The sequence below is a fragment of the uncultured Dietzia sp. genome (assembly GCF_937873725.1).
GTDB lineage: Bacteria > Actinomycetota > Actinomycetes > Mycobacteriales > Mycobacteriaceae > Dietzia.
Map to the genome: position 1 here is coordinate 1 of NZ_CALMYY010000134.1, position 12,618 is coordinate 12,618.

12 protein-coding genes are annotated in these 12,618 nt (G+C 72.0%); 4 read left to right on the top strand and 8 right to left on the bottom strand.

The features are described from left to right. The coding region (locus Q0444_RS14660; RefSeq protein ID WP_299023694.1) for a glutamine synthetase beta-grasp domain-containing protein at window positions 1-881 on the bottom strand (881 nt) is incomplete at its 3' end. A 218-nt stretch (window positions 882-1,099) separates the two neighbouring features. Here Q0444_RS14660 and Q0444_RS14665 point away from each other — a divergent pair. Further along, entirely contained in the window at window positions 1,100-1,588 is a 489-nt protein-coding gene (locus Q0444_RS14665; RefSeq protein WP_299023695.1) for an RDD family protein, read from the top strand. Window positions 1,589-1,602: 14 nt separating this feature from the next. Here Q0444_RS14665 and Q0444_RS14670 read toward each other — a convergent pair whose 3' ends face one another. The 4 genes from Q0444_RS14670 to sucB form a co-directional block, all read right to left on the bottom strand. Next, complete coding sequence (locus Q0444_RS14670) at window positions 1,603-2,364, bottom strand: DUF4191 domain-containing protein (protein ID WP_299023697.1); 762 nt, start codon at window positions 2,362-2,364, stop codon at window positions 1,603-1,605. 66 nt (window positions 2,365-2,430) lie between these two features. After that, window positions 2,431-3,441, bottom strand: a complete 1,011-nt coding sequence (gene lipA / locus Q0444_RS14675) for a lipoyl synthase (protein WP_299023699.1) — start codon at window positions 3,439-3,441, stop codon at window positions 2,431-2,433. A 21-nt stretch (window positions 3,442-3,462) separates the two neighbouring features. Beyond that, window positions 3,463-4,140 (bottom strand): lipoyl(octanoyl) transferase LipB, encoded by a 678-nt coding sequence (lipB, locus tag Q0444_RS14680; protein WP_299023701.1) that lies wholly within the window; start codon window positions 4,138-4,140, stop codon window positions 3,463-3,465. Between the two features lie 82 nt (window positions 4,141-4,222). Continuing rightward, the gene (sucB, locus tag Q0444_RS14685; protein ID WP_299023703.1) at window positions 4,223-6,490 is read right to left on the bottom strand and encodes a 2-oxoglutarate dehydrogenase, E2 component, dihydrolipoamide succinyltransferase; all 2,268 of its coding nucleotides are present in this window, start codon (window positions 6,488-6,490) and stop codon (window positions 4,223-4,225) included. Between the two features lie 315 nt (window positions 6,491-6,805). On the opposite strand from sucB, the gene Q0444_RS14690 reads away from it, so the two are divergent. Next, window positions 6,806-7,171: an oxidoreductase gene (locus Q0444_RS14690; RefSeq protein ID WP_299023706.1), complete on the top strand. Its 366-nt coding sequence runs from the start codon at window positions 6,806-6,808 to the stop codon at window positions 7,169-7,171. Between the two features lie 7 nt (window positions 7,172-7,178). Here Q0444_RS14690 and Q0444_RS14695 read toward each other — a convergent pair whose 3' ends face one another. Then, window positions 7,179-8,696 (bottom strand): leucyl aminopeptidase, encoded by a 1,518-nt coding sequence (locus tag Q0444_RS14695; protein WP_291085421.1) that lies wholly within the window; start codon window positions 8,694-8,696, stop codon window positions 7,179-7,181. 143 nt (window positions 8,697-8,839) lie between these two features. Here Q0444_RS14695 and gcvT point away from each other — a divergent pair, with 143 nt between their 5' ends. Together gcvT and Q0444_RS14705 are read left to right on the top strand one after the other, a co-directional pair. Further along, the gene (gcvT, locus tag Q0444_RS14700; RefSeq protein ID WP_291085343.1) at window positions 8,840-9,952 is read left to right on the top strand and encodes a glycine cleavage system aminomethyltransferase GcvT; all 1,113 of its coding nucleotides are present in this window, start codon (window positions 8,840-8,842) and stop codon (window positions 9,950-9,952) included. A gap of 31 nt (window positions 9,953-9,983) precedes the next feature. Next, the gene (locus tag Q0444_RS14705; protein ID WP_291085346.1) at window positions 9,984-11,075 is read left to right on the top strand and encodes a branched-chain amino acid aminotransferase; all 1,092 of its coding nucleotides are present in this window, start codon (window positions 9,984-9,986) and stop codon (window positions 11,073-11,075) included. A gap of 53 nt (window positions 11,076-11,128) precedes the next feature. On the opposite strand, the gene Q0444_RS14710 is transcribed toward Q0444_RS14705, so the two are convergent. Further along, window positions 11,129-11,899 (bottom strand): adenosylcobinamide-GDP ribazoletransferase, encoded by a 771-nt coding sequence (locus Q0444_RS14710; RefSeq protein ID WP_291085349.1) that lies wholly within the window; start codon window positions 11,897-11,899, stop codon window positions 11,129-11,131. Window positions 11,900-11,905: 6 nt separating this feature from the next. Then, window positions 11,906-12,618, bottom strand: a 713-nt coding sequence (locus tag Q0444_RS14715) for a nicotinate-nucleotide--dimethylbenzimidazole phosphoribosyltransferase (RefSeq protein WP_299023708.1), incomplete at its 5' end; no start/stop codon positions are given.

Sequence of the window (12,618 nt, forward strand, 5' to 3'; positions counted from 1 at the left end):
CCCGACTCGTCGTGGAACAGCGGCTTGCCGTCCTTCCACAGCGACTGGTGGGCGTGCATGCCCGACCCGTTGTCTCCGAAGAGGGGCTTGGGCATGAACGTGGCGGACTTGCCGTTCTTCCACGCGGTGTTCTTGACGATGTACTTGAACAGCTGGACGTCGTCCGCGGCGTGGAGCAGGGTGTTGAACTTGTAGTTGATCTCCTGCTGGCCGCCGGTGCCCACCTCGTGGTGGAGGCGCTCGAGCTCGAAACCGGCGTTGGTCATGTGGGTGGAGATCTCGTCCCGCAGGTCCACGTAGTGGTCGTAGGGGGCCACCGGGAAGTACCCGCCCTTCGGGCGGACCTTGTAGCCCAGGTTGGCCGAGCCGTCGGCCTCGGACTCGGCGCCGGTGTTCCAGTGGCCGGAGATCGAGTCGACCTCGTAGAAGCCGTGGTTGGTGCCGGAGCCGTATCGGACCGAGTCGAAGACGAAGAACTCGGCCTCGGCGCCGAAGAAGCAGGTGTCGGCGATGCCGGTGGAGATCAGGTACTCCTCCGCCTTGCGCGCGACGTTGCGCGGGTCGCGGCTGTACGCCTCACGGGTGAAGGGGTCGTGGACGAAGCAGCTGATGTTGAGCGTCTTGGCCTTGCGGAAGGGGTCGGGGCGCGCCGTGGTGACATCCGGCAGCAGCATCATGTCCGACTCGTGGATCGACTGGAACCCGCGGATGGACGAGCCGTCGAACGCCAGGCCGTCCTCGAACAGGTCCTCGTTGAACGCGGCGGCGGCGATCGAGAAGTGCTGCTCGTTGCCCGGCATGTCGGTGAACCGGATGTCGACGTACTCGACGCCCTCGTCCTTGATGTACTTGATGACCTCGTCGGGAGTGGAGAATGCCACGTGTCGCTCCTCGTCTCTCAGTGCGACGGGCGACCGGTGCCTCCCGTCGTGCGGTGACCTCACGATATGGGCGAGGTGTTGCCCGGCCGTCAACCGAGTGTTTCGGCGGTGTTACGCAACGGGCCGGGGGGTGTCCCTCCCAATGTGGCCAGCTTAGTCGCCCGGTGCGGGGTACCGCTGACATGGGGATTAAGTCGGTCACGGCTACCCTGGACGGCATGCGCGACGTAACGGGATCATGGCTTTCCGGTCCGACCTCGACCGGGGACGGTCCGGAGCAGGCGTTCAAGGGGCAGCGTCTGGGGCTGCCCGAATCGGGGGAGGGTTCCCTCGCGCCGCTCGGGGTCCGCTTCGGCGCCCTCCTCGTGGACTGGTTCCTCGCCTACGGTCTCATCGGCCTTCTCGTCGCGATCGGGGGCCCGGGCCTGTTGGGCGGCGACTCGTTCGCGGGGGTGTCGAGCTGGGCGGTCCCGGTGGTCTGGGGTCTGGCCGGCGTGGTGTGTGTCTGGCTCTTCGCCCAGACGCCCGGTCAGGCACTGTTCGGGATCGGAACCGCGCGGATCGATGCCGACGAGCGGGTAGGCGTACTGCGTGCGCTGATCCGGGTCGTCTTCATCTTCTTCCTGCTGCCGCCCCTGATCCAGGACGAGGACGGCCGCGGGATGCACGACCGCGCGACCGGAACCGCACTCATCCGCACCCGCTGACAGGACGGGGGCGGTCAGGCCCCGCCGCGACGCCGAGCGCTGCGCTGCACGTTGCGGACCTTGGCGCCCTGGGGCATGGGGCCCTTGGGCATCTGGTTCTGGATCCCGGTCTTGGTGCCCAGCGCCCGGAGGCGGGAGTCCAGCGCGTCGACCTTCGCGCGACTGATGTTCATGGGGTAGCGGGTGAGGCGACGGTTGAGCTTGCGCAGCGGCACCTGCTCCGGGGTCGTCCCCTCCTCGTCACCGACGATCAACTCGTAGATGGGGGTGTCCCCGACGACCCTCGCGACCTTCTTTTTCTCCTGGAGCATGAGCGGCTTGAGGCGGTGCGGCTGCCCCTCGCCCACGAGCACGATCCCGCAGCGGCCCACCACCCGGTGCACCGCGTCGAAGCTCGTGGTGGCCGCGACCGCCTGGTTGACCCGCCATCCCGAGCGGAGCTGGTCCAGCGCCCACGCCGCCGCGCCGGGTTGTCCCTCGGCCTTCGCGAACACGGTGTTCTGGACGCGGCGGGAGAAGATGACCATCGCCAGCATGACACCGGTGAGCACACCCAGCGGGAGCATCCACCACTCGCCGCCCCAGAGCGTGCCGATCAGGAAGAAGACGACGGCCGAGAGCACGAGCGTGCCGATCATCAGCGGCCACAGAAGCTTGTCCTGCTTGGACTGGATCTTCAGCGCCTCCCACATCTGCCCGCGCTGTTCCCTGCCGGCCGCTCGCCGTGCGGCCCTGGCCGCCTTCTTGTCCGCCTTGCTGACCTCGCTCTTCGCCATGCCACACAGGATACGTGCCGACCCCCGCGGCCCGGGAACCGCGGCTCCGGCAGGGGGGAGGAGGGCTCAGGCGCGGGAGCGCGCCAGCACGCTGGAGGCCTCCTGGGAGGCGGAGCCCCCGGACGTCAGGTGCTCAAGGTTCTCCGGAATGACCTGCCCGCGATGCTCCAGCGCCTGGACATACAGGCGGCCGGCCCGATACGAGGACCGGACGAGCGGCCCCGCCATGACCCCCGCGAAGCCCATCTCGCGGGCCTGGTCGGACAGCTCGACGAACTCCTCGGGCTTGACCCACCGGTCGATCGGGTGGTGCAGCGGGCTGGGGCGCAGGTACTGCGTGATGGTGAGGATGTCGCAGCCGGCGGAGTGCAGGTCGCCCATCGCCTCGACGATCTCGGCGGTGGTCTCGCCCATCCCCAGGATGAGGTTGGACTTGGTGACCAGACCGAAGTCGCGCGCCGCGCGGATGACCTGGAGTGAGCGGTCGAACCGGAACGCCGGACGGATGCGCTTGAAAATGCGGGGGACCGTCTCGAGATTGTGTGCCAGCACCTCGGGGCGTGACTCGAAGACCTCCGCCAGCTGGTCCGGGTCCCCGTTGAAGTCGGGGATGAGGTTCTCCACGCCGGTGTTGGGGTTGAGCTCGTGGATCTTGCGGACCGTCTCGGCGTACAGCCACGCCCCGCCGTCCGCGAGGTCGTCGCGGGCGACGCCCGTGATGGTCGAGTAGCGCAACCCCATCTCCCGGACGGACTCCGCCACGCGCCGGGGCTCGTCGCGGTCGAGCGCAGCGGGCTTGCCGGTGTCGATCTGGCAGAAGTCGCATCGGCGTGTGCACTGCTCGCCGCCGATGAGGAAGGTGGCCTCGCGGTCCTCCCAACATTCGTAGATGTTGGGGCAGCCCGCCTCCTCGCACACGGTGTGGAGTCCACCGGTCTTGACGAGGCTCTTGAGTTCCTTGTACTCCGGACCCATCGTGGCCCGGGTCCGGATCCATGCAGGCTTGCGTTCGATCGGCGTCTCGGCGTTGCGGGCCTCGATGCGGAGCAGCTTGCGGCCTTCCGGGGTCACAGTCACGGCCGCCAGCCTACGCGCCGATCACACCAGGGGTAGACGACCGTCGAGGGCCTCCACCATGTCGGAGGTGACCTGGTCCAGCACCTCCGCCACGGTGACCCGGCGACCGAGCTCGGCGGACAGCGAGGTGACCCCGGCGTCGACGATCCCGCACGGCACGATCCGCGAGTACGCCCCCAGATCGCAGTCGCAGTTGAGGGCGAACCCGTGCATCGTCACCCCGCGCTGGACGCGGATCCCGATCGCGGCGATCTTGCGCTCGGGCCTGCCGTCCCCCGCCGCGCACCACACCCCCGATCGTCCCTCCACCCGGCCGGCGTCCACCCCGAGCCGGGCGCACGTGGTGATGAGAGCCTGCTCGACGCGACGCACGTACTCCACCACGTCGATGGGGTCCGAGAGCGCGATGATCGGGTAGCCGACCAGTTGCCCCGGGCCGTGCCACGTGATCCGCCCGCCCCGGTCCACGTCGACCACCGGGGTGCCGTCGACCGGGCGGTCCGACGGCTCGGTGCGCTTGCCGGCGGTGTAGGTGGGGGGGTGCTCGAGCAGGAGGATCGTGTCCCCGCGCAGGCCCTCGGCCCGCTCCACGGCGAGTGTGCGCTGCAGTTCCCAGGTGGGCGCGTACTCGACCGTGCCGAGTCGGCGGATCTCCGGCTCGACGGGATCGCGTCGCAGGGTCTGACCGTGGTGGGACATGCCCCCCAGGTTAGGCGCTGGGGTCGACCTACGACGACGGGCGCCCTCCCGTGGGAGGACGCCCGTCGTGGGTGGCCGGGGCCTACAGGTCGAGGTCGCCCTCGAACTCGGCCTTCTGCAGCCGGTCCTTGACCGTCGTGAGGAAGCGCCCGGCGTCCGCACCGTCGACGAGGCGGTGGTCGTAGGTCATCGGGAGGAAGCCCATCGACCGGATGGCGATCGATTCGCCGTCCGCGTCGGCGTCCACGACGGGGCGCCGCACGATCGCCCCGGTGCCCAGCATCGCCGCCTGCGGCGGAACGAGGATCGGGGTGTCGAACAGGGCCCCCTCGCTGCCGATGTTGGTGATGGTGAACGTGCCGCCCTGGAGGTCGTCGGGGGTGAGCTTCGACGACCGCGCGCGCTCGGCCAGATCCTTGATGGCCCTGGCCAGGCCCGGGATGTCCAGGTCCTGCGCGTTGGGGATCACCGGGGAGAGCAGACCCGCCTCGGTGTCCACGGCGATGCCGAGGTTCACCGAGCCGTGGTAGGTGATCTCGTTGGAGTCCTCGTCGTAGGACGCGTTGACGTTCGGATGCGACACCAGGGCCTCGACCACGGCCTTCGCGTAGAAAGGCAGGTAGGTGAGCTTGACCCCGTGCTTGTCGGAGAACTGATCCTTGACCTGGGTCCGCAGCTGGGCGACGCGGGTCATGTCCACCTCGAAGACCTGCGTGAGCTGCGCGGTGGCCTGCAACGACTCGCGGGTCTTCCTGGCCGTGATCTTGCGGATCCGGTTGGCCTTCTTGGTGGTGCCCCGCAACTCGGCCAGCTCGGGTCGGACCCCGGCGTCAGAGGGACCACCGGTGGGAGCCTGCTTCTCCGCGGAGGCGTCGGCGCCGCCCTCGGCGCCTCCGCCCTCGGCCGCGGCGAGCACGTCCTGCTTGCGGATGCGCCCCCCGATCCCGGTTCCCTTGACGTTGCCGAGGTCCACGCCGTGCTCCTGGGCGAGCTTGCGCACCAGCGGTGTGACGTAGGGCGACGTGCCGGCCTTGGCGGCGGCCGCGGGCTCGGCCCGCTTCTGGACCCCGTCCGCCGAGGACCCGGCACCGGAGGACTTCTCCGCCTTCGCTGCGGCCTCGGCCGCGGCCTTCTTCTCCTGGGCCGGGGTGTCGCCGGACGCGCCGACCTGCCCGGCCGCGCCGGCCGCATCGGTCGCGTCACCCGGCGCCTGGTTGACGGCATCGTCCGGGCGGGTGGACTCGGCGGCCTCGGAGGTCCCCTCGTCCCGGGCCTCCGCGGGCTGGTCGCCGGCGTCGTCAGAGTCGTCGCTGTCGGCGGCGGCGTCGCCGATGACGGCGAGGGTGGCGCCCACGTCGACGGTCTCGTCCTCCTCGGCGACGATCTTCTGGAGGGTGCCGGCGACGGGGGAGGGGATCTCGGTGTCGACCTTGTCGGTGGAGACCTCGAGCAACGGCTCGTCGAGTTCGACGGTGTCGCCGACGGCCTTGAGCCAGCGGGTGATGGTGCCCTCGGTGACGGATTCGCCGAGCTCGGGCATGGTGACGTCGGTGCTCTTGCCGCCGCCGGAGGACTTCTTGGAAGCCTTGGCGGGGGTCTCCTCGGCGGGCTCGTCGGCCTCGGCCTCGGTAACAGCCGCGTCGTCGGCTTCGGCGCGGTCGTCGGAGGAGGAGTCCTCGGCCGGTTCGTCGGAGTCGTCGGAGTCGTCGGAGTCGTCGGTCCCGCCGGCGGCGTCGCCGATGACGGCGAGGGTGGCGCCCACGTCGACGGTCTCGTCCTCCTCGGCGACGATCTTCTGGAGGGTGCCGGCGACGGGGGAGGGGATCTCGGTGTCGACCTTGTCGGTGGAGACCTCGAGCAACGGCTCGTCGAGTTCGACGGTGTCGCCGACGGCCTTGAGCCAGCGGGTGATGGTGCCCTCGGTGACGGATTCGCCGAGCTCGGGCATGGTGACGTCGGTGCTCTTGCCGCCGCCGGAGGACTTCTTGGCCGCCTTGGCGGGGGTCTCCTCGGCGGGCTCGTCGGCCTCGGTAACAGCCTCGTCGTCGGCCGCGGCGCGGTCGTCGGAGGAGGAGTCCTCGGCCGGTTCGTCGGAGTCGTCGGACCCGCCGGAGCCGTCGTCGATGATCGCGAGCTCGCCCCCGATCTCGACGGTCTCGTCCTCCTCGGCGACGATCTTCTTCAGCGTGCCGGCGGCGGGTGACGGGATCTCGGTGTCCACCTTGTCGGTGGAGACCTCGAGCAACGGCTCGTCGACCTCGACCGTGTCCCCCTCCTTCTTGAGCCAGCGGGTGACGGTGCCCTCGCTGACGGATTCACCGAGAGCCGGCATCTGTACGGAGAAGGCCATGGTGTCGTGACTCCTCAAGAGTTCTCGAGCGCTGCCGGCCGGCGCGGTCTGCGCCCGCGGTGAGCAGCGGCGTGGATTGTGAGTTACCTGTTCGTCGTGACGATCTGGGACGGATCCGCGGTGGCGACCCGCCAGGTCGATCGCTCACCATTGTGCCCTCTGCCACTGGGCGGTGTCGGCGGACGCACCGATCCGGACGGCCCCGGGGGCGTCATTCGGCCGGCGCCAGCCCTCTGAGCACCGCATCCCCTCGGTACGATCGATTGTCGTACACGGCCCCCACCCCGGACGGGGGCCGACGGGAGGAGTCCTCTGGTGGCGATCCGAGATCTGTTCCGGCGTCGGGGGACCCGGATCCCGGCGGACCCCGCCGATCTGGCCCACCTGCGGAACTGGTGCGACACCCGGGTGGGGATCGAGGCGTACCTCGAGCCGGAGACTCTCGTCTCGGTGCCGGGTCTGTGCCTGGTGGCCTTCGACGGTGAGTGGACGCGCCGGCCCGTGGGGGACGTGGCGACCGCCCGGAAGCTCACCGGCCAGCTGAAGATCCCCCTGTACGACGCGCTGGAGACCGGCTACCCGGATCGGATGCGCCTGTACGAGGAGGTCCGGATCGCCCGCGAGCGCAAGGAGCGGGCTCGTCGGCTGCGCGAACAGATCCGCGACGCCGACGGGCGGTGACCCGCGCTCAGTCGCCCGCGGCGATGTCCTCGAGGACCGCGAGCATCGTCCGGACGGGCACGCCGGTGCCGCCCTTGGGCAGGTAGCCCTCGGGTCCGCCGTCGTTGTAGGCGGGGCCCGCCACGTCGATGTGCGCCCACTCCACACCGTCGGCGACGAACTCGGAGAGGAACAACCCGGCGGAGAGCATGCCGCCCCAGCGGTGCGGGGTGACGTTGGTCAGGTCGGCGACCTCCGAGTCCAGGCCGTCGCGGAGCTCCTCGGGCAGCGGCATCGGCCACCCGCCCTCGCCGACCTCGCGGCTCAGCTCGGCCACGCGGTCGCGGAAGCCCTCGGTTCCCATGACCCCCGGGGTCCTCTTGCCCAGGGCCACCATCTGGGCGCCCGTGAGCGTGGCGGTGTCGACGAGGTGGGAGGGGGAGTCCTCGCAGGCGCGGACGATCGCGTCGGCCAGGATGAGCCGGCCCTCGGCGTCGGTGTTCTGCACCTCGACGGTCGTGCCGCCGTACATGGTCAGCACGTCGCCGGGGCGGTAGGCGGTCGACGAGGGCATGTTCTCGGCCATCGGCACGGTGGCCACCACGGTGAGCTCCAGCCCGAGCCGCGCGGCCAGGATGACGGTGGCCACGACCGCGGCCGCGCCGCCCATGTCCATGGTCATCTGTTCCATCCCGGCGGCCGGCTTGATGGAGATGCCGCCGGTGTCGAAGGTGACGCCCTTACCCACCAGCGCCACGGTGGGTCGGCCCTCGGCGCCGCGATGGGTCAGGCGCACCAGGCGCGGCCCGCGGGACGAGCCGCCGCCCACGGCGAGGATCCCGCCGAACCCGCCGGCGGCAAGCGCGGCCTCGTCCAGCACCTCGACCTCGAGCCCGGCGTCGGTGGCCAGGGCCGCGGCGCGGTCGGCGAACGACCCGGGGTACAGCAGGTTGGGCGGGGTGTTGACCAGGTCGCGGGCGAGGCCGACGCACTCCGCGATGGTGGCGGCGCGGGTCACCGCGGCGGTGCCGCCCCCGGCCACGAACACCCTCAGGGAGTCCGGTTCCTCGTCGTCGTCACGGTCGGTCTTCGCGGTGACCTTCGCCGGCCGGAACGACCCCAACCCGGCACCCAGCGCGACGGCCTCGGTCCGGTCGGCGTCGAGAAGCACCAGCGCGGCCCCCAGGCCACGGCAGGCGCGGGCGGCGGCGCCGGCGGCGCGGCGCAGGACCTCGTCGGTCACCTCGGCTCCCGCCGACCCGAGGCCGACCAGGATCACGGAGCCCCCCGGGACGCCCTCGGGCGCGGGGAGGCGGGTGGTGGACCCGACCTTGGTGGGGGCGCCGACAGCGCGGGCCAGCGCGCCGAGCGCCGCGGCGGCGTCGGCGGACAGGCCGGGGGCGACGACGACGGGGGCCGCGTCCTTGCCCGCGTCGCTGTCCGCCGCGATGCCCACCACCACAACATCGGACTCGACAGGCGTCGTGACCGCCTCGAGCGAGGCGAGGTCCGGGGTGTGGCTGAGGATCGACTGCGCGTCGGGCATGGAGCGCTCCTGGTGGTGGGTGAGGATGGCGGTGGTGACGAGCACGCCCGGCAGCCGTGGCGGTACCACCACGGCCGGGGCACCATAGTCTATCGACTACCGTGGGAGCACAGCCGTACAGGAGAACGCGAGGAGTGGTCGACATGACAGACACCGGGGACCTCTACGAGGGGCCGCTGCACTCTCGTCACGTGGAGGCCGGGGCCACGTTCGCCCCCTTCGGTGGCTGGTCGATGCCGGTCCAGTACACCGGGACGGTCGCCGAGCACACCGCCACCCGCACGGCCGTCGGCCTGTTCGACGTGAGCCACCTCGGCAAGGCGCTCGTGTCCGGCCCCGGCGCCGCCGGGTTCGTCAACTCCTGCTTCACCAACGACCTCGACCGCATCTCCGCCGGCAGCGCGCAGTACACGCTGTGCTGCGATGAGTCCGGGGGAGTGGTCGACGACCTCATCGCCTACCGGGTCTCCGACGAGGAGATCTTCCTCATCCCCAACGCCGCCAACACCGCGGAGGTCGTCCGGCGCCTGCAGGCGGCCGCCGCCGAGCGCGCACCGGAGATCACGGTGACCGACGAGCACCGCTCGCGCGCGGTGATCGCCGTCCAGGGCCCGCTCGCCGGGGAGGTCCTCACCGCGCTCGGCCTGCCGACCGATCTCGACTACATGGCGTTCGAGGACGCCGACTGGGGCGGGGGTTCCGTGAGGGTCTGCCGGACCGGCTACACCGGCGAGTACGGGTTCGAGGTCCTGCCCGCGTGGGACCAGGCCGGCCCGATCTGGGACGCCCTGGCCGAGCAGGTCCTCTCCCGCGAGGGCGCGCTGTGCGGCCTCGGGGCCCGCGACTCGTTGCGGACCGAGGCGGGGTACCCGCTGCACGGCCACGAGTTGTCCGTCGACCTCAGCCCGCTCGAGGCCCGGTGCGCGTGGGCCATCGGCTGGGACAAGCCGTCCTTCTGGGGCCGCGAGGAGCTGCTGCGGCAGAAGGAGGCCGGCCCGTCCCGGCGCATGTACGCGCTGGAGGTCACCGGTCGGGGCGTCCTCCGGGCCGGGCAGTCCGTCCGCGCCGGCGGCCGCGAGGTGGGCGTCACCAGTTCGGGGACGTTCTCGCCCACCCTCAAGACCGGGATCGCGCTGGCGTTCATCGAGCTCGACGCGGGGCTGACGAAGGGCGACGAGGTCGTGGTGGACGTCCGGGGACGAGAGGTACCGTGCCGCCTCGCGGTACCCCCCCTCGTCGAGATCCGCACCCGCTGACCCCGCCACTCCTCCCAGGAACGAGACGCCCATGTCCGAGTTCGTCATCCGTCCCTCCGCCGCGCCGATGTCCGCCGCCGAGCGCGAGGCCATCCTCGCCGCCCCCGGGTTCGGCAAGCACTTCACCGACCACATGGTCACCCTCCCGTACTCGAACGGCCGGTGGGGCACCCCGGTGGTCGAGGCGTACGCGCCGTTCACGATCGATCCCTCCGCGGTGGTCCTGCACTACGCCCAGACGATCTTCGAGGGACTCAAGGCCTACCGCCAGGCCGACGGCTCGATCGCGTCGTTCCGGCCCGAGCAGAACGCGGCGCGGTTCAACCGGTCCGCGGAGCGGCTGGCCATGCCCAGGCTCCCGGAGGAGCTGTTCATGGAGTCGTTGCGGCAGCTCGTCGCGATCGACCGCGACTGGGTCCCCGCCGCCGGCGGCGAGGAGGCCCTCTACCTGCGGCCCTTCATGATCGCCACCGAGACGGGGCTGGGGGTCCGGCCGGCCGACGAGTACCTGTACTCGGTCATCGCCTCGCCCGCGGGCGCCTACTTCTCCCGCGGCGTCGCGCCGGTGAGCGTCTGGCTGAGCACCGAGTTCGTCCGCGCCAGCCCGGGCGGAACCGGCGCGGCCAAGTTCGGCGGGAACTACGCGGCCTCCCTGCGGGCCCAGGAACAGGCCACCGCCGAGGGCTGCGACCAGGTGGTCTGGCTGGACGCCATCGAGCGCAAGTACATCGAGGAGATGGGCGGGATGAACCTGTTCTTCGTCCTTGGCTCCGGTGACTCCGCCGAGATCGTCACCCCGGAGCTGTCGGGATCGCTCCTGCCCGGCGTGACCCGCGACAGCCTCCTCCAGCTCTCCCGGCACCTCGGGTACCGGGTCACCGAGCGCAGGATCTCCGTCCAGGAGTGGGAGTCCGGTGTGGCCTCCGGCGAGATCACCGAGGTGTTCGCGTGCGGCACCGCCGCCGTGATCACCCCGGTCGGGTCGGTCAGGCACGCCGAGGGCGGGTACACGGTCGGCGACGGCGGGCCGGGCGAGATCACGATGCTCCTGCGCGAGACGCTCACCGGGATCCAGCGCGGATCCGTGGAGGACACGTTCGGCTGGATGACCACCCTGGTCTGACGGGGCCGGTCTGACGGGGCCGGTCCGGCCGGCAGGGGTCGGGGCGGGAACGGTCAGAGCAGGAGCACCGCCGCGACGAGGGCCGCGGCCGTGCCCGCCTCGATGGTCGCCCCGAGGACGTCGCCGCCGATCCCGCCGAGTCGGCGCACGGCGTGCCGGGAGAAGCCCGCCGATGCGAGGTACGCCGCGAGGCCCACCGCGGCACCGACGGCCGGCGGCCACCACCCCGCAAACCCCGCCCCGGCCAGGCCCGCCCCCGCCGCCGCGCACACCAGGCCAGCCGCCACCACCCCCGGCCGTGACTGCGAGCCCGCGACCAGCGCTCCGAAGCCCGTCGCGGACGCGGAGGGAACCCCACGCCGGAGCTGGACGACCGGCAGGCAACGGGACAGGACGTACGCGGCGACGGGGGCGAGCCACGCGCCCGACTCCACCAGGGTCCCGAGCGCGGCGACCTCGGCGAGGAGCACCAGGACCAGGACGGCCGCGCCCATCGGGCCCACCGACCCGGACCGCATGATCTCCAGCGCCCGCTCGGGCCCGGCGTACGACCCCAGGCCGTCGGCGGTGTCGGCCAAGGCGTCCACGTGCATCCCGCGGGTCAGCGCCAGCACCGCGGCGACCCCGACGACGCCCGAGAGGAGGGCGCCGGACCCGAGGGCGTGCGCGCCGTGGGCGGCGGCCGTGGCGGCCCCGCCGCACACCAGACCCACCACCGGGAGCGCGGTCATCGACCGGCCGGCGGCGGCGGCGTCCGGGACCCCTGCGGGTCCGACGGGCAGCACCGTCATCCAGGACAGGGCCAGGCGTACGGCGGCCACCACGTCCGGTCAGTCCTTGCCGCTGACCCCGGCGTCGCCGAAGGTCGCCATCTCCGTGAGGATCGCGATCGCGGCGTGGACGGTGGGCAGGGCCGCCACCGCTCCGCTGCCCTCGCCCAGCCGCATGGAGTGCTCGAGGATCGGGTCGAGCGAGAGGTAGGTCAGGGCCGCCGAGTGGGCGGGCTCGGCGCTCCGGTGGCCGGCCACCCACCACTGGCGGCAGCCGGGGGCCAGCGACTCGGCGAGCAGCGCGGCGGCCGTGACCACCGCCCCGTCGAGGATGCAGGGGGTCCTGCGGACCGCGGCCTGGGCCAGGAAGCCGGCCATCGCCGCGATGTCGGCTCCCGCGACGCGCCGCAGCATCGCGGCGGGATCCCGGAGGTCACCCGACGCCCGGAACATCGCGTCCCGGATCGCGGCGGTCTTGCGCATCCACCCCGCGTCGTCGACCCCGGTGCCCCGTCCGACCAGCTCGACCGGTTCGCGCCCGGTGACCAGGCAGGTCAGGACCGTGGCGGGGGGGGTGTTTCCGACCCCCAGATCGCCCGCGCTGGGCAGGTCCGCCCCGGGGGCCACCCCCCCCTCGCCCCCCCCCAGCCCCGCCCCGAGCGGGCCCCCCGCCGCGGCCACGAGGCCCAGCGACACGAGCCAGCGCATCGCCCGCGCGCCGTCCTGACGCAGGGCCTTCGTGCCTCGAATGCCCACCCGCACGAGCAACGACT